General features: G+C 61.6%; 16 protein-coding genes. 11 read left to right on the top strand and 5 right to left on the bottom strand.

Annotation, left to right across the window (positions count from 1 at the left end):
* Positions 1-9 precede the first annotated feature (9 nt).
* Positions 10-333, top strand: coding sequence for a phosphoribosyl-ATP diphosphatase (locus tag C6558_RS29545; RefSeq protein WP_025425353.1), 324 nt, complete (start codon positions 10-12; stop codon positions 331-333).
* Positions 330-1325 carry a type I pantothenate kinase gene (gene coaA / locus C6558_RS29550; RefSeq protein WP_025425352.1) on the top strand — a complete coding sequence of 332 codons (996 nt, stop codon included), beginning with the start codon at positions 330-332 and terminating at the stop codon, positions 1323-1325. Before C6558_RS29545 ends, coaA begins: the two co-directional genes overlap by 4 nt.
* Positions 1326-1424: 99 nt before the next feature.
* Here the strand turns inward: coaA and C6558_RS29555 are convergent, their stop codons facing one another.
* From C6558_RS29555 to C6558_RS29575, 5 genes are all read right to left on the bottom strand, one after another.
* The gene (locus tag C6558_RS29555; RefSeq protein WP_025425351.1) at positions 1425-2036 is read right to left on the bottom strand and encodes an alpha-ketoglutarate-dependent dioxygenase AlkB; all 612 of its coding nucleotides are present in this window, start codon (positions 2034-2036) and stop codon (positions 1425-1427) included.
* A gap of 10 nt (positions 2037-2046) precedes the next feature.
* On the bottom strand, positions 2047-2496 hold the full coding sequence (locus C6558_RS29560) for a hypothetical protein (RefSeq protein ID WP_025425350.1): 450 nt from the start codon (positions 2494-2496) through the stop codon (positions 2047-2049).
* On the bottom strand, positions 2493-2966 hold the full coding sequence (lysM, locus tag C6558_RS29565) for a peptidoglycan-binding protein LysM (protein ID WP_025425349.1): 474 nt from the start codon (positions 2964-2966) through the stop codon (positions 2493-2495). The genes C6558_RS29560 and lysM overlap by 4 nt, the downstream gene beginning before the upstream one ends.
* A 93-nt stretch (positions 2967-3059) precedes the next feature.
* A complete protein-coding gene (arfB, locus tag C6558_RS29570; RefSeq protein ID WP_025425348.1) occupies positions 3060-3494 on the bottom strand; it encodes an alternative ribosome rescue aminoacyl-tRNA hydrolase ArfB in 435 nt (144 codons plus the stop codon).
* A gap of 217 nt (positions 3495-3711) precedes the next feature.
* Positions 3712-5322, bottom strand: a complete 1611-nt coding sequence (locus C6558_RS29575; RefSeq protein WP_025425347.1) for a phosphoenolpyruvate carboxykinase — start codon at positions 5320-5322, stop codon at positions 3712-3714.
* Positions 5323-5651: 329 nt separating this feature from the next.
* Here C6558_RS29575 and chvI point away from each other — a divergent pair, with 329 nt between their 5' ends.
* The 9 genes from chvI to C6558_RS29620 all read left to right on the top strand — a co-directional run bounded on the left by chvI (position 5652) and on the right by C6558_RS29620 (position 16299).
* On the top strand, positions 5652-6380 hold the full coding sequence (chvI, locus tag C6558_RS29580; RefSeq protein ID WP_025425346.1) for a two-component system response regulator ChvI: 729 nt from the start codon (positions 5652-5654) through the stop codon (positions 6378-6380).
* 228 nt (positions 6381-6608) lie between these two features.
* A complete protein-coding gene (locus tag C6558_RS29585; protein WP_025425345.1) occupies positions 6609-8390 on the top strand; it encodes a sensor histidine kinase in 1782 nt (593 codons plus the stop codon).
* A 29-nt stretch (positions 8391-8419) separates the two neighbouring features.
* A complete protein-coding gene (locus C6558_RS29590; RefSeq protein ID WP_051509138.1) occupies positions 8420-8842 on the top strand; it encodes an HPr kinase/phosphorylase in 423 nt (140 codons plus the stop codon).
* Between the two features lie 156 nt (positions 8843-8998).
* Positions 8999-9400, top strand: coding sequence for a PTS sugar transporter subunit IIA (locus C6558_RS29595; protein ID WP_025425343.1), 402 nt, complete (start codon positions 8999-9001; stop codon positions 9398-9400).
* Positions 9397-9690 (top strand): HPr family phosphocarrier protein, encoded by a 294-nt coding sequence (locus C6558_RS29600; RefSeq protein ID WP_025425342.1) that lies wholly within the window; start codon positions 9397-9399, stop codon positions 9688-9690. The genes C6558_RS29595 and C6558_RS29600 overlap by 4 nt, the downstream gene beginning before the upstream one ends.
* A gap of 168 nt (positions 9691-9858) precedes the next feature.
* Positions 9859-11259, top strand: coding sequence for an adenosylhomocysteinase (gene ahcY / locus C6558_RS29605; RefSeq protein WP_025425341.1), 1401 nt, complete (start codon positions 9859-9861; stop codon positions 11257-11259).
* A 306-nt stretch (positions 11260-11565) separates the two neighbouring features.
* Positions 11566-14046: a PAS domain-containing sensor histidine kinase gene (locus C6558_RS29610; protein ID WP_025425340.1), complete on the top strand. Its 2481-nt coding sequence runs from the start codon at positions 11566-11568 to the stop codon at positions 14044-14046.
* The gene (tsaE, locus tag C6558_RS29615; protein WP_025425339.1) at positions 14046-15557 is read left to right on the top strand and encodes a tRNA (adenosine(37)-N6)-threonylcarbamoyltransferase complex ATPase subunit type 1 TsaE; all 1512 of its coding nucleotides are present in this window, start codon (positions 14046-14048) and stop codon (positions 15555-15557) included. The genes C6558_RS29610 and tsaE overlap by 1 nt, the downstream gene beginning before the upstream one ends.
* Before the next feature lie 10 nt (positions 15558-15567).
* Positions 15568-16299 (top strand): nucleotidyltransferase family protein, encoded by a 732-nt coding sequence (locus tag C6558_RS29620; protein ID WP_025425338.1) that lies wholly within the window; start codon positions 15568-15570, stop codon positions 16297-16299.
* The last annotated feature ends 2 nt before the right edge of the window (positions 16300-16301 follow it).

Consider the following 16301-nt stretch of genomic DNA (forward strand, 5'->3'; position numbering starts at 1 on the left):
GTTTCGTTCATGAGTGATTTCTCCCTTTCCGACCTCGAGACCATCGTCGCCGCGCGCGCCAAAGCGTCACCGGACGAATCCTGGACGGCGAAACTGGTCGCAAGCGGCCAGCAGAAAGCGGCCAAGAAGCTGGGCGAGGAAGCGGTCGAAACCGTGATCGCAGCGATCCGCAACGACCGCCAGAATCTCGTCGATGAGAGCGCCGATCTGCTCTATCATCTCATGGTCGTATTGAAAATTGCAGACATTCCGTTGCAGGATGTGCTCGACGAACTTGCACGGCGGACAAGCCAATCCGGTCTGCAGGAAAAGGCTAATCGGCAGGATCCATGACCCTAGCTGCGCAAGACATCGAAACGGTCGATCTCCCGGACAATCTCCAGAACCGGGACTATTCGCCCTATCATCTGTTTTCTGCCGAAGAGTGGTCCCGCTTTCGCGCGGACACGCCCCTGACGTTGACGGCAGACGAAGTGCAGCGTCTGCGCTCGCTGAACGACCCGGTGGACCTCGGCGAGGTCAGGCAGATTTACCTGTCGCTGTCGCGGCTTCTGTCCGCGCATGTGGAATCGTCCCAGCTTTTGTTCGAGCAGCGCAAGCGCTTCCTCAGCATGTCCGGCGAGACGAAGACGCCCTTCGTCATCGGCATTGCCGGATCGGTCGCCGTCGGCAAGTCGACGGCCGCACGTATCCTTGCCCAGCTCCTGTCGCGCTGGCCGTCGAGCCCGAAGGTCGATCTGGTGACGACGGACGGCTTCCTCTATCCGAACGCCGTCCTGCAGCGCGAAAACATGATGGATCGCAAGGGCTTCCCGGAAAGCTACGACCTCGGCGCGCTGCTGCGGTTCCTCTCGGCGATCAAGGCCGGCCAGCCCAATGTCAAGGCACCGAGCTATTCGCACATGACCTATGACGTGCTGCCGGACCAGTACACGGTCATCGACCGGCCCGACATTCTGATCTTCGAAGGCATCAACGTCCTGCAATCGCGCAACCTGCCCGCCGACGGCAAGATCGTGCCGATGGTCTCGGACTTCTTCGACTTCTCGATCTACATCGACGCCGAGGAGAGCCTGATCCACAGCTGGTATGTCAGCCGCTTCATGCGCCTCAGGGAAACGGCCTTCAAGAATCCGGAATCCTACTTCCACCGCTATGCGACCATCAGCGAGGATGCGGCGCGCGCGATCGCCGAAGGACTTTGGCACAACATCAACCTGAAGAACCTGCACCAGAACATTCTGCCGACGCGGCCGCGCGCCGACCTCATCCTGCAGAAAGGCCCCAACCACCTCACCGAGAAGGTGGCGCTGCGCAAGCTTTGAGCGTGCAACATGCGTGCGACCCGAGAATACGCAGCGATGGCTTCGCGGAAAATGTGGGCGTGACGCGAAGGCTGCCGCTCTATTTTGACGCGACATGCCTTAGGGGTTCACCCGGCGCAGCGTCAGATTGAGTCGGCCACCGTTCTTGAGCAGCGTCGATGTGTTCGGATAGATCCGGTCGACGCCGTGGAAGGCCAGACGCCCCTCGCCGCCGAGCACGACGATATCGCCGCTTTCGAGCCTGAAGGATATGGTCTGGCTGCCGCGCTCTCTGCCGCCGACCCGAAACAGGCAGCTATCGCCAAGGGAAATCGAGACGACTGATGTTTCCAGATCGCGCTCGTCCCTGTCTTGGTGCAGACCCATGCGGGCCTCGTCGGAATAGAAATTCACCAGGCATGCTTCCGGCCGTTTGTCGCTGGCCGAAACCGCATTCCAGATTTCAAGGAGAACATCCGGCATCGGCGGCCACGGCCTGCCCGTCCCCGGATGCTGCGGCTGATAACGGTAGCCCTTCTCGCGGTCGGTCACCCAGCCGAGCGGGCCGCAATTGGTCATGCGCACCGACATCGGCTTACCGGTCTTCGGCATCGCCGGCACGAACAGCGGCGCTTCGTGCACCACGCCCCTGATCGCTTCAACGATCTGCTCCTGACGGGCCCGGTCGAGAAAGCCAGGGATGTGTTTTATTCCTTTCGGGAGAACCTGCATGAGGTTGCCCTCACTCCTCAAGCCCGAGCAGTTTTGCCGGGACGCCGTAGCGCTCAGACCAGCCGGCATAGGCGACATCCGTCGGACCAACGACGTGATCCACCAGATTCCATCGACCGCCCTGGAAGCTGACGAGCGCGAACACCGTCAAGCCATCCATCATGTCGGCCTCGTCGCGAAACCCGGTCTGCGCGAGATCGATGCTGCCGCCGCCCGGACGTTGCGGCTCGACCTGGACGAAGGCCCAGTTCGGCGCCGCTCGCATCGTCGTGACGACGAATTCAACCGAACCGCGCATCTCCGCCTCGACGGCAGGCCGCAAGGCATCAAGGATCGCTGCACGCTCCGAACTACCCTTAGCCGGCTCACGCAGCGATTGCGCGGTGCCGGCGGAGGCAAGTCCAAGACTTGCGACCACCAGAACGACGCTCGAAAATGCACGCATCGACAAGGCTGTCACGCGGCATCCAGATCCGGAATGCGCAGCACCTGACCGGGGTAAATTTTGTCGGGATGGGTCAGCATCGGTTTGTTTGCCTCGAAGATGACCGTGTGCTTGGCGCCCTTGCCCTTGCCGTACTGCGCCTCGGCGATCTTCCAGAGGTTGTCGCCCTTCTTGACGGTATAGAAGACGGGGGCCTTGGCGGGCGCGGGCGCTGCACCGGCATCCGCCACCTTCAGCTCAGACGCTTCGACCGAAGACACGCCGAGCGTGTTGCCGACGGCGACGACCGCCTTCTCGAACGCCGTCTGATCCTTGACGACACCCTTCAGCACCACCTTGTCGTTGACGACTTCGACCTGGACGTCCTTGGTGCCGAGATCGTGCGAAGCGAGTTCCTTCTGGACGCTGTCGGCATCAGGCGCATCGTCGTCACCGCCAATGCCCAACTTCTTGCCGGCGTTCTTGATAAAACTGAAAAGGCCCATGGATTTCTCCTTCTGCAAAAGTTCCTGCGCGATAAGAGAGGGCGCTTGGCGACAAAAGACAAGGGACAGCCGAAAAGAATCCGCAACCGCAAGTCACTCGCCAGTCGGGCGGCCGCGCAACTTCTTGGTCTCGCCGCGACCGGTTTTTTCCTTCAGTCGGCGCTCGATCGAGCCGCGTGTCGGCTTGGTCTTCCTGCGCGGTGGCGGCGGCGGCTCCGCGGCCTTCAGGATCATCTCCTTCAGCCGTTCACGGGCATCCTCGCGGTTGCGCTCCTGGCTGCGAAAGCGACTGGCCTCGATCATCAACACGCCGTCTTTCGAGGCGCGGCGACCGGCGAGCTTCAGGGTGTTGGCCTTGATGCGATCGGTGAGCGCGGGCGAGGCCTGGACATTGAAGAACAACTGAACGGCCGTCGACACCTTGTTGACGTTCTGTCCACCCGGCCCGCCAGCCAGCACGAATTGCTCGCTGAGTTCCCACCCGGCGATAACGATCTGTTCGTTGATGTATAAAGGGTCGCTGGCCATGATCGCTCCTGGCGCTTTCTACTGCATAATTCCTAAAACCGGAATCGATTTACGGAGAAAATTATGCAGCAGATCTCGAGCCTTACAGCGTCCTTTGCGCGTCACATTTGACGCGTGCGCTGCAGCGCACAGAGCGAACCGCTTGAAAACAAGCAACCACAAAAAGTGAAACCCGGCCATTGAGGCCGGGTTTCACGTGAATCATAGCCAGCAATGCTTATTCGGCGGCAATCTTCGTGCCGGGAGCTGCATCGCGGACGCTGCCATCGACATGGTCTTCGAACTTGGCGAAGTTGGCGACGAACATATCGACGAGGCGACGGGCCTGAGCGTCATAGGCGTTACCATCAGCCCAGGTCGAGCGCGGATCAAGAATGCCGTCGTCGACGCCCGGTACCGAAACCGGCACGGCGAAGCCGAAGTTCGCGTCAGTGCGCAGTTCGCTAGCGTTCAGCGAACCGTCGAGGGCTGCCGCGAGCAGGGCGCGGGTCACCTTGATCGGCATGCGGCTGCCGGCGCCATAGGCACCGCCGGTCCAGCCGGTGTTGACCAGCCAGCAGGTGACGCCGTTGTTGGCGATCAGATCCTTCAGCAGGTTGCCGTATTCCGACGGGTGACGCGGCATGAACGGCGCGCCGAAGCAGGTCGAGAACGTTGCTTCCGGCTCGGTGACGCCCTTCTCGGTGCCGGCGACCTTGGCGGTGTAGCCAGACAGGAAGTGATACATCGCCTGTTCCGGCGTCAGCTTGGCGATCGGCGGCATCACGCCGAAGGCATCGGCGGTCAGCATGATGATCGTGCGCGGCTGCGGCGCGGTACCGGTTTCGCTGGCATTCGGGATGAAATCGAGCGGATAGGCGCAGCGGGTGTTTTCGGTCAGCGAACCGTCGTCGAAATCGGGAACCCGGCGTTCGTCGAGAACGACGTTCTCCATGACGGTGCCGAAGCGGCGGGTCGTCGCGAAGATTTCCGGCTCGGCCGCTTCGGAGAGACGGATGGCCTTGGCATAGCAACCGCCTTCGAAATTGAAGACGCCCTGCTCTCCCCAGCCATGCTCATCGTCACCGATCAGCGTGCGGGTCGGATCGGCCGAAAGCGTGGTCTTGCCGGTGCCCGACAGGCCGAAGAAGATGGCGGTATCGCCTTCAGGGCCGACATTGGCCGAGCAGTGCATCGGCATGACGCCCTTCTTCGGCAGCAGGTAGTTCAGAACGGTAAATACCGACTTCTTCATCTCGCCGGCATAGGACGTACCGCCGATGAGAATGAGACCGTTGGTCAGATCGCAGGCAATGACCGTTTCCGTGCGGCAGCCGTGCCGCTCGGGATCAGCCTTGAAGCTCGGCAGGTCGATGATCGTCAGCTTCGGCAGGAAGGAAGCCAGCGCACCACGCTCCGGACGGATCAGCAGGTTGCGAATGAACAGCGAATGCCAGGCAAATTCCGTGACGACGCGGGTCGGCAGGGCATTGTCCTTGTCGGCGCCGCCAACGAGATCCTGGACATAGAGCGACATGCCCTTGGCATGATCAAGCATATCCTGGCGCAGCACGGCGAAATGCTCCGGCGACAGCGGCTTGTTGTTGTCCCACCAGATCTGATCGTCGGTGGACGCATCACGAACGACGAACTTGTCCTTCGGGGAGCGGCCGGTGTGCTGACCGGTGCGCGCAACGATCGCGCCGTGCGCCGTCAGCTGAGCCTCGCCGCGGCGAATGGCTTCTTCATAAAGCTCTGGGGCTTCGAGGTTGTAGCGGACCACATCGAGATCCGTAAAGCCGAGTTTTTCCAAGCCGTTCGCTGCATTGCGAGTGCCGAGTTGCTCCATGGTCAAGCTTCCTTCGTGTTTGGCCATTGGCGTTAAATCTGGCCGGAACATACTTGCATGCTCGCTCAAAAACAAGGCGACGTCAAAAAAAGAATAATGATTTCAGTATATTAATCGATTTAAAGAAAATTATCGTTTTTTTAATCGGTTGAATCCGAGTTCCCTGCGCCATATCTGCCTCTGGGCGACGGAGTGTACGCTTGAGCGCATTTTGGGCTTCGCCACAATTTGTTCCACCTTTATACTCAAGTAACGCACCCGTGACTCGCGGTTGCCGCAGATTCGGAGACGAAACCGGCGATCGGCCTCAAATGACGGAGTTGAACACGATGCAGACCATCGCGCTTGTCGATGATGACCGGAATATCCTGACGTCCGTATCCATCGCGCTTGAAGCTGAAGGCTACAAGGTCGAGACCTATACCGACGGCGCCTCGGCGCTCGAAGGCCTGTTGGCCCGACCGCCGCAGCTTGCGATCTTCGACATCAAGATGCCGCGCATGGACGGCATGGAGCTGTTGCGGCGCCTGCGTCAGAAGTCGGATTTGCCGGTGATCTTCCTGACCTCCAAGGACGAGGAAATCGACGAGCTCTTCGGCCTGAAGATGGGTGCGGACGATTTCATCACCAAGCCGTTCTCCCAGCGCCTGCTGGTCGAGCGCGTCAAGGCGATCCTGCGCCGGGCGGCCAACCGCGAAGCGGCTGCAGCCGGCGGCACCGCCGGAACACCCAAGACTTCCGACACGCCCTCGCGCTCGCTCGAGCGTGGGCAGCTGGCCATGGACCAGGAGCGCCACACCTGCACCTGGAAGAACGAGCCGGTCACGCTTACGGTGACCGAGTTTCTCATTCTTCACTCCCTCGCCCAGCGCCCGGGCGTGGTGAAGAGCCGCGACGCGCTGATGGACGCCGCCTATGACGAGCAGGTCTATGTCGACGACCGCACCATCGACAGCCACATCAAACGGCTGCGCAAGAAGTTCAAGATGGTCGACAATGACTTCGACATGATCGAGACGCTTTACGGCGTCGGCTACCGCTTCCGCGAGATGGCCTGAAGCGACGCGGGGTCTCAGCACTTGCCATCGCGTCGTTTGTGGAGCATTCAGAACCGACGCGATGGCGGCAGGCTTTGACCCGCCTCTTGGCTTGGCCGGTGGCATCGGATCCACGAGACCGAAGACCAGAAAGAACATCCGCGGATCTGCGAAACCCGACATCCGGGTGACGCCTGGTCGCAATCAGAAGATACGGCGGGGATACTCCCGCTGCGGGAGCGGAAAGACTTGGTGGAAGTCTTGCAAGGCGATGTCGATGAACTTGACGGACGGACATCGGCGAAAGGCCGGCGCTGGGCCTATTCGTTCACGCTGATTCGCCGCCTGTTCGGCAACGCCGTCTTTTCGAGCCTGACGCGACGGATCGTCTTCTTCAATCTCGTTGCGCTCGTGGTTCTGGTCGGCGGGATCATGTATCTCAACCAGTTTCGCGAAGGGCTGATCGACGCCCGCGTCGAAAGCCTGCTGACCCAGGGCGAAATCATCGCCGGCGCCATTTCGGCTTCCGCCTCCGTCGACACCAATTCGATCACCATCGATCCTGAAAAACTGCTGGAGCTGCAGGCCGGCCAGAGCATCACGCCGCTGCCGAGCGACGAAGACCTCGATTTCCCCATCATCCAGGAACGGGTGGCTCCGGTGCTCAGGCGGCTGATCTCGCCGACCCGCACCCGCGCGCGCCTGTTCGACGCCGATGCGGATCTGCTGCTCGATTCGCGCCACCTTTATAGCGGCGGCCAGGTGCTGCGCTTCGACCTGCCGCCCGTCGATCCCGAAGCCACCGGTATCGAGGAAAAGTTCGGAAGCTGGATCAACCGCCTGCTGCAGTCGGGCGACCTGCCGCTCTACAAGGAGCCGCCGGGCGGCAACGGATCGATCTATCCGGAAGTGATGAACGCGCTGACCGGCGTGCGTGGTGCGGTGCGCCGCGTGACCGAAAAGGGCGAGCTCATCGTCTCGGTCGCCGTGCCAGTGCAGCGGTCCCGCGCCGTTCTCGGCGTGCTGCTCTTGTCCACCCAGGCCGGCGATATCGACAAGATCGTGCATGCCGAACGCCTCGCCATCATCCGCGTGTTCGGGGTAGCCGCCCTCGTCAACGTCATTCTGTCGCTGCTCTTGTCGTCGACGATCGCCAATCCGTTGCGGCGCCTTTCGGCCGCCGCCATCCGGGTGCGTCGCGGCGGTGCCAAGGAGCGCGAGGAAATTCCTGATTTCTCGTCGCGCCAGGACGAGATCGGCAATCTCTCCGTCGCGTTGCGCGAGATGACGACCGCACTCTACGACAGAATCGCGGCGATCGAGAATTTCGCCGCCGACGTCAGCCATGAGTTGAAGAATCCGCTGACGTCGCTGCGCAGCGCAGTCGAAACGCTTCCGCTCGCCCGCACCGACGAATCGAAGAAGCGGCTGATGGACGTCATCCAGCATGACGTTCGTCGCCTCGACCGCCTGATCAGCGATATCTCCGACGCCTCGCGTCTTGACGCCGAGCTTGCGCGTAGCGACGCCAAGGTGATCGACCTCGAAAAACTGCTGGGCGACCTCGTCGATATCTCGCGCCAGATCCGCAGCAAGAAGAAGCCGGTGCTGCTCGATTTCGTCATCGACCGCAAGGACAGCCCCAAGGCGCGCTTCGCCATCAACGGCTACGAACTGCGCATCGGCCAGATCATCACCAATCTGATCGAAAACGCCCGCTCCTTCGTACCCGAACAGGGCGGCCGCATCGTCGTGCGCCTGACGCGCTCCCGGTCGCGCTGCCTCGTCTATATCGAGGACAATGGTCCCGGCATCCAGGCAGAAGACATCGACCGGATCTTCGAACGCTTCTATACCGACAGGCCGGAAGGCGAAGACTTCGGCCAGAACTCCGGTCTTGGCCTGTCCATCTCCCGGCAGATTGCCGAAGCGCACGGCGGCACGCTGAAGGCCGAGAACATCATGGGTCCGGATCGGCGGATCGTCGGCGCCCGCTTCGTGCTTTCCCTGCCCGCCGAGCCGCACGCGTGACGCCGCGGCACAACATTCACGGCACGGCAATGGTTCTCGGCACGACCGGCTTTCTGGTAACCGGACCTTCCGGCATCGGCAAATCGCGGCTGGCGCTCGCCTGTATTTCGGCGGCACAGCAGATGGGACACTTTGCGGCACTGGTCGCCGACGATCGTGTCGACCTGTCAATGGAGCAGGGCCGAATAATCGCCCGTTGCCCCGCGTCGATCGAAGGCCTGATAGAGATCCGCGGCGCCGGCATTGCCAGGCTCGAGACGGTGCATGCAGCGGTAATGGATTGGGCAATCCTGCCCGTCAACGCGCCATTCGATCCGCGCATGCCGCCGGAAAACGAGGAACTTCCCCTACCCGGCGGTGGCAGCCTGCCAATTGTTCGCGTCCCCATTGAAAACGGCGTACACGTGCTTGCTGTTCTGCGTGTGCTGCTACCCGAAAAATTAGGATTTTAGCTATAGTTGCAGGCAACTGGGCTGGTTTTTCGGCATTTTTGGCTTGCACTTCGCCTTTTCCTTGCCAAGATGGCCGCCCCAACAGGTGGACGAAATTGCTGCATTGCGATATCTGACCATCAGTGAATTGCGCGTGCAGTCGGAGAAAAGATACCCATGATCGGACTTGTGCTTGTCACCCATGGCAAGCTGGCTGAGGAATTCCGGCACGCGCTCGAGCATGTTGTCGGTCCGCAAAAAGCTATCGAGACCGTTTGCATCGGCCCCGAGGACGACATGGATCAGCGTCGGCAGGATATCCTCGACGCCGTGACCAATGTCGACGAGGGCCACGGTGTCATCATTCTCACCGATATGTTCGGCGGCACGCCTTCCAATCTTGCCATCTCGGTCATGCGCAGCGGCACGGTCGAAGTCATCGCCGGCGTCAACCTGCCGATGCTGATCAAGCTGGCCGGCGTGCGTGGCGAAAGCGACATGGACAAGGCCCTGCTGGAGGCTTCCGAGGCGGGACGCAAATACATCAACGTCGCCAGCCGCGTCCTGAGTGGAAAATGATGGACCATCGCACCGACATGTTGCTGACGCGCGAGCTCCTCATCGTCAACAAACGCGGCCTCCACGCCCGCGCTTCGGCGAAGTTCGTACAAACGGTCGAGGCCTACGATGCCGAAATCACGGTGTCGAAGGACGGCAGCACCGTCGGGGGCACCTCGATCATGGGCCTGATGATGCTGGCCGCCAGCACCGGCTCAAGCGTTTGCGTCACCGCCAGCGGTGCGCAGGCCGAAGAAGCGCTGAATGCGCTCGACGCGCTTGTGCGCGACAAGTTCGGCGAAGAAATGTGACCGACAATATAAAGATATAAAGACTTCTTTATATCGAGGTTGCCCTGCCCCAGGATTCCTGATAGATCGATCGCACTCTCACCGCGATGACATGCGCGGGAGGCATAGTCGTGCCGCCGGATGGCCAGAGGGCCAGAGCGGCTTGAAGAGATCAGCCTGGAGAATTTCATGACCACCACTCAGGATTACATCGTCGCCGACATCGGTCTTGCCGATTTCGGACGCAAGGAAATCACGATCGCCGAAACCGAGATGCCGGGCCTGATCGCCTGCCGCGAAGAGTTCGGCGCCTCCAAGCCGCTGAAGGGCGCGCGGATCACCGGTTCGCTGCACATGACCATCCAGACGGCCGTGCTGATCGAGACGCTCGCGGCTCTCGGCGCTGACATCCGTTGGGCCTCGTGCAACATCTTCTCGACCCAGGACCACGCAGCCGCAGCAATTGCTGCCAGCGGCATCCCGGTCTTCGCCGTCAAGGGCGAAACGCTTGAAGAATACTGGACCTACACCGACAAGATCTTCCAGTGGACCGACGGCGGCGTCTCCAACATGATCCTGGACGACGGTGGCGACGCGACCATGTACATCCTGCTCGGCGCCCGCGCCGAAGCCGGCGAGGACGTTCTCTCCAACCCGGGTTCGGAAGAAGAAGAGATCCTGTTCGCGCAGATCAAGAAGCGCCTCCAGGCTTCGCCGGGCTGGTTCACCAAGCAGCGTGACGCCATCAAGGGCGTGACCGAGGAAACGACGACAGGCGTCAACCGTCTGTACCAGCTCCAGGCCAAGGGCCTGCTGCCCTTCCCGGCAATCAACGTCAACGATTCCGTCACCAAGTCGAAGTTCGACAACAAGTACGGCTGCAAGGAATCGCTGGTTGACGGCATCCGCCGCGGCACCGACGTGATGATGGCCGGCAAGGTTGCCGTTGTCTGCGGCTACGGCGACGTCGGCAAGGGCTCGGCTGCTTCGCTCAGCGGCGCTGGCGCCCGCGTAAAGGTCACGGAAGTCGACCCGATCTGCGCCCTGCAGGCAGCCATGGACGGTTTCGAAGTCGTCCAGCTCGAAGATGTTGTTTCGTCTGCCGACATCTTCATCACCACGACCGGCAACAAGGACGTCATCCGCATGGACCACATGCGCGAGATGAAGGACATGGCGATCGTCGGCAACATCGGCCACTTCGACAACGAAATTCAGGTCTCCGCGCTGCGTAACCTGAAGTGGACGAACATCAAGCCGCAGGTCGACATGATCGAGTTCCCGAAGGGCAACCGCATGATCCTTCTGTCGGAAGGTCGCCTGCTCAACCTCGGCAACGCCACCGGTCACCCGTCCTTCGTGATGTCCGCTTCGTTCTCCAACCAGGTGCTGGCTCAGATCGAGCTTTTCACCAAGGGTGAGAACTACAAGAACGAAGTCTACGTTCTGCCGAAGGCGCTCGACGAGAAGGTTGCCCGCCTGCACCTGAACAAGCTGGGCGCGAAGCTCTCCGAGCTGTCGCGCGAACAGGCCGACTATATCGGCGTCGGCCAGCAGGGTCCGTTCAAGCCGGAACACTACCGGTACTAATCGTTACCCGGGCAATCCACAACATGTTGTGGCCGCGTTCTTGACAAGAGAGCGCGGCCTCTTTTTTGGGCAGCTCCCTTCCCGGCGATTCGTCAACGAAGTATGCTCTAACCCATTGATTCGTGATGCCGGTGCGGACCTTCGGGCATTGCGAGTGGGATGTCTTGTCGGCAAGCGGCAAACAGACGGAGACAGACCGGGGATGCAATCAGAACTGACGCGAACCCTTCAACCGGGTATCGCCGGAACTGCGCATGGCACTACAGGGCCGGCAGCACCCTTCGGGCAGACGGGGACGGCAGCGCCATGACAACAGCACAACAAACCTCATCGGGCGGTCGCCGCAAAGGTCCGGTATATCTCCGCCGCCTGATTTCTTGCACGGCGCTTTTCGCTGCGACCGATGCGGTCGCCCAGGTCTCGGCGCAGAAGGCGAATATCTTCGGTTCGTCGGAGGTCATCACCTTCTCCGTCCTCATCGGCGTCATTTCCGCGGCGATGATCTCGGCAATCTGGCTGATCCGCCAGCGCGGCAATATCGAGGCTGAAAACCGCGAGCTGCGATCCGACCTTTCGGACGCCAATCAGCGCCTCTCGCGCTTCCAGGCGCTCATTGCCGACAAGAACCGCCGCATCGTCATCTGGGATGGGCTTGCCGAGCGGGCCGAGTTGCTCGGCCAGTTGCCGGCAGAAACCGGCGCGCCTGCAGACGATCGCGAGTTCCTGGCCTTTGGGCGCTGGATTAAGGCGAATTCCGCCAGCGAGCTCGAAAAGGCGATCGACGCCTTGCGCACGCAGGCACGCAGCTTCGATCTGGTGCTCGAAACGACGCGCAACGAAGTCCTGGAGGCACAAGGCCGCGTTTCCGGCGGACGCGCTTTTGTGCGCTTCATCGCGCTTAACAACATGCGGGCTGAACTGGCTGAACTGAAGCTCGAACGCGATCGCCTCAACAACTCGCTGACGTCCTTCCGCACCCTGCTCGACGCGATCGACCTGCCGGTCTGGCAGCGCGGCACCGATGGAGCGCTGAGCTGGGTCAACGAGGCCTATGCCGACGCCGTGGAAGCCCCCAACGTCGCTGCAGCCATCGCCGAGGGCCGTGAACTGCTGGCGACCGTGGCACGCGAAAAAATACGCGCCGTCTCGACCTTCGACACGCCATTCCGAGACAAGCTGTCGACCGTGGTCAAGGGCAACCGCACATTCTTCGACGTCGTCGACGCACGCAGCCCGGCCGGAACGACCGGCATTGCCATCGACGTCTCCGGCGTCGAGGCTGTGCGGGAAGAACTCAATCGCACGCTCAAGAGCCACGCGGAAACGCTTGACCATCTCGCAACGCCGGTCGCAATCTTCGACGGCAATCAGCGCCTGCAATTCTACAACCAGGCCTTCCAGCGCCTCTGGAACCTGGACATGGGCTTCCTCGAGCGCAAGCCGGACAATGGCGAAGTGCTCGACCGTCTGCGCTCGGGCGGACAGCTGCCCGAACAGCTCAACTGGAAACAGTGGAAGGCGAACGCGCTCTCCGTCTACCAGGCGCTCGATACGCAATCCGACCTCTGGCACCTGCCGAACGGCCAGACGCTACGGGTATTCGCAACGGCACGGCCGCAAGGCGGCGTCACGTGGGTATTCGAGAACCTAACCGAGAAGGTCGATCTGGAAACCCGCTACAACACGCTGGTCCAGGTCCAGGGCGAAACGATCGACCATCTGGCCGAAGGCGTTGCGGTGTTCGGTCCCGATGGCCGCATCCGGCTTTCCAACCCGGCCTTTCGCGCGACCTGGGGCATCAACGAGACCGAGGCGAAGCCAGGCACGCATATCCGCGCGATCGAGCAGGCCTGCCTCATGTCCTACGACCAGCCGGACGGCTGGAAGCGGTTCTCCCATATCATCACCAGTTTCGACGACGAACGGCCCTCGAGTCGAGGCATTCTTGAACTTCGAACCGGGCTGATCCTCGACTACGCCGTCATTCCGCTGCCAAACGCCCAGACGATGCTGACCTTCGTCAACATCACCGACAGCGTGCGGGTCGAACGGGCACTGACCGAGAAGAACGATGCGCTGCGCAAGGCGGATGCGCTGAAGAACGACTTCGTTCATCACGTGTCCTACGAGCTGCGCTCGCCGCTTACCAACATCATCGGTTTTGCCGATTTGCTGAAGACGCCTGCCTTTGGTGACCTCAACGATCGGCAGGCGGAATATGTCGATCACATCGCCACGTCCTCGTCGCTGCTTTTGACCATCGTCAACGACATTCTCGATCTTGCGACCGTCGACGCCGGCATCGTCGAGCTCGACATGTCGGAAATCAATCTTACCGACTTCCTCGACGACATCGCCCATCAGATGGCTGACCGACTGGTCGAGGGCGGCGTCACACTGCGCGTTGCGGCACCCGACAACCTCGGACGCATGGTCGCCGACCAGCAGCGGCTGAAGCAGATTTTCGTCAAGCTGCTCACCAACGCCGCCAACTTTGCTCCTGACGGTAGTGTCATCGAGCTTTCGTGCCGGCGCGACGGTGGAGACTTCGTCTTTTCCGTTTCGGACAGCGGACCGGGCATTCCCCAGGACGTGCTCGATACGGTGTTCAACCGCTTCGAAAGCCACGGTCAGCGCGGCGGCGCCGGCCTTGGCCTGTCGATCGTCGAGAGCTTCGTCAGCCTTCACCACGGCACCGTGTCGATCCGCAGCCGTGAGGGCGAAGGCACCGAGGTCAGCTGCCGTATCCCTTCGGCAGAGGTCCCGAAGATCGTCGCGGCGGAATAATGAAGCCGATCGAACGCTTCCTGAAGGACGAGGCAGCCACGATCCAGCTTGGCGAAGACCTGGCTCTGGCGCTGAAAGTCGGCGACTGCCTGGCTCTCTCGGGTGATCTTGGGGCCGGAAAGTCGACCTTGGCACGCGCCTTCCTGCGCGCCGTCGCCGATGACGACGGGCTGGAAGTCCCGAGCCCGACATTTACGCTGGTGCAGAGCTACGACCTGCGCATTCCCGTGGCGCATTTCGATCTCTATCGGCTGGCAGATGCCAGCGAACTCGATGAGCTGGGCTTCGACGAGGCGCTGTCTCTGGGCGTCTGCCTGGTCGAATGGCCGGAGAGGGCCGACGGGGCGTTGCCTTCCGACAGGATCGTGCTGCAGATCACCCATGAGGCGGCCGGACGAACCGCCAGCATCGCCGGCCCCGAAGATGCCCTGCAGCGCATTACCCGCTCGCTGGCGATCCGCGATTTCCTCGCAGGTAACGGATTTGCGGACGCGCGCCGACGTCACCTGAGCGGCGATGCCTCGGTGCGAGCATACGAACGGGTCGACGGCCGAGACGGCCTTCCGAGCCGGATCCTGATGGATGCCGCGCGGCATAAGCCCGGTCCGATCCTCCAGGATGGCAGGTACTACCAGCAACTCGCGCATATCGCCGAAGATGTGATCCCCTTCGTCGCCATCGACGAGCTCCTCAGAGAACGGGGCTTTGCAGCACCTGTGATCTACGCACGCGATCTCGACCAGGGAATTCTGCTGATCGAGGACCTCGGCTCCGAAGGAGTACTCGACGAGGCCGGGAAGCCGATCGAGGCACGCTACGTCGAAAGCGCGCGCTTGCTCGCCCGACTTCACGCCACCCCGGCAAGGCGTGACATCGCGCTCTCCGGCGGCGTAGAGCACCATATCCCTGATTTCGACCGGAGGGCGATGAAGATAGAGACCCGGCTGCTCACCGACTGGTACCTGCCGTGGAAACGCGGCGAGCCGGCGACGGAACAGGAAAAGCAGGAATACGCGGCGATCTGGGACGACCTCATCGACCTCATCGCGACGTCGGAGAAGAACCTGCTCCTGCGCGACTTTCACTCGCCGAACATCATCTGGCGTCCCGAGCACGAGGGTCTCCAGCGTGTCGGCCTGATCGACTTCCAGGATGCGATGATTGGCCCGACGGCCTATGACGTGGCGTCACTGGTGCAGGACGCTCGGGTGACGATCGAACCGGCACTGGCAAGCCGCATGATGGATGCCTATCTCGGCGACCGCCGCGCTGCCGGTTCGTTCGACGAGGCCCTGTTCCTTCGCGACTGGCATCTGATGTCGGCGCAGCGCAACTGCAAGCTCGTCGGCATCTGGGTGCGGCTGATGCAGCGCGACGGCAAACCCGGCTATATGAAGCATATGCCGCGCACTTTCGCCTATCTCGAAGTCGCTCTCATGCACGAAGCGCTGAAACCCTTGCGCGACTGGTGTATGAAGACGGGAATCATCGTGCCCGAATCAGCGAACTGACAGAGAAGCAATGTCGATCAGCAATGCGATGGTGCTCGCGGCGGGCCTCGGTACCCGTCTACGCCCGATCACCAACTCCATCCCGAAGCCACTGGTGAAGATCGCCGGCAAGCCGATGATCGACTATGTTCTGGATCTGCTGGTGAACGCCGGCGTCACCAGGGCAGCCGTCAACGTCCACCACTTCGCCGACCAGATGGAAGCACATCTGGCGCAGCGCCCGGCGCCCGAAATCGTGATTTCCGACGAACGCGATGCGCTGATGAATTCGGGCGGTGGCCTGGTCAAGGGGCTGAAGCTGCTTGCCGATGGCCCCGTTCTGGTGATGAACGCCGATCTCTTCTGGGTTGGCGAGGAAGCGGGCAAGCCCAGCAATCTCGAGCGGCTCGCCGGCTTCTTCGATCCGCAGCGCATGGACATGGCACTGCTTTGCGTGCGCGACGAGGATACGACCGGGCACAACGGCAAGAGGGACTTTTCGCTCGGCACCGACGGCCGTCTGGTCCGCTATGCCGAGGGCATGGACAATCCCGTGGTCTATGCCGGCGCGATCGCGCTCGACAAGAAACTGTTTGCCGACGCGCCGGATGATGCGTTCAACCTGAACATCTATTTCGATCGGGCGATCGCCGAAGGCCGATTGTTCGGCATCGTGCTCGACGGCCACTGGATGACTGTGGGCACGCCAGAGGCGATCGAAGACGCTGAAGCCGCGATCCGCCGCTACCAGCCGGAAGGATGAGC

It is taken from the genome of Ensifer sp. NM-2 (genome assembly GCF_003024455.1).
Lineage (GTDB): Bacteria > Pseudomonadota > Alphaproteobacteria > Rhizobiales > Rhizobiaceae > Ensifer > Ensifer canadensis.

What these genes read in the sequence shown, in the direction of transcription:
- C6558_RS29545 (WP_025425353.1), top strand. Translation starts at nt 10, where the DNA reads ATGAGTGATTTCTCCCTTTCCGACCTCGAGACCATCGTCGCCGCGCGC.
- coaA (WP_025425352.1), top strand. Translation starts at nt 330, where the DNA reads ATGACCCTAGCTGCGCAAGACATCGAAACGGTCGATCTCCCGGACAAT.
- C6558_RS29555 (WP_025425351.1), bottom strand. Translation starts at nt 2,036, where the DNA reads ATGCAGGTTCTCCCGAAAGGAATAAAACACATCCCTGGCTTTCTCGAC.
- lysM (WP_025425349.1), bottom strand. Translation starts at nt 2,966, where the DNA reads ATGGGCCTTTTCAGTTTTATCAAGAACGCCGGCAAGAAGTTGGGCATT.
- arfB (WP_025425348.1), bottom strand. Translation starts at nt 3,494, where the DNA reads ATGGCCAGCGACCCTTTATACATCAACGAACAGATCGTTATCGCCGGG.
- C6558_RS29575 (WP_025425347.1), bottom strand. Translation starts at nt 5,322, where the DNA reads ATGGAGCAACTCGGCACTCGCAATGCAGCGAACGGCTTGGAAAAACTC.
- chvI (WP_025425346.1), top strand. Translation starts at nt 5,652, where the DNA reads ATGCAGACCATCGCGCTTGTCGATGATGACCGGAATATCCTGACGTCC.
- C6558_RS29590 (WP_051509138.1), top strand. Translation starts at nt 8,420, where the DNA reads ATGGTTCTCGGCACGACCGGCTTTCTGGTAACCGGACCTTCCGGCATC.
- C6558_RS29595 (WP_025425343.1), top strand. Translation starts at nt 8,999, where the DNA reads ATGATCGGACTTGTGCTTGTCACCCATGGCAAGCTGGCTGAGGAATTC.
- C6558_RS29600 (WP_025425342.1), top strand. Translation starts at nt 9,397, where the DNA reads ATGATGGACCATCGCACCGACATGTTGCTGACGCGCGAGCTCCTCATC.
- ahcY (WP_025425341.1), top strand. Translation starts at nt 9,859, where the DNA reads ATGACCACCACTCAGGATTACATCGTCGCCGACATCGGTCTTGCCGAT.
- C6558_RS29610 (WP_025425340.1), top strand. Translation starts at nt 11,566, where the DNA reads ATGACAACAGCACAACAAACCTCATCGGGCGGTCGCCGCAAAGGTCCG.
- tsaE (WP_025425339.1), top strand. Translation starts at nt 14,046, where the DNA reads ATGAAGCCGATCGAACGCTTCCTGAAGGACGAGGCAGCCACGATCCAG.
- C6558_RS29620 (WP_025425338.1), top strand. Translation starts at nt 15,568, where the DNA reads ATGTCGATCAGCAATGCGATGGTGCTCGCGGCGGGCCTCGGTACCCGT.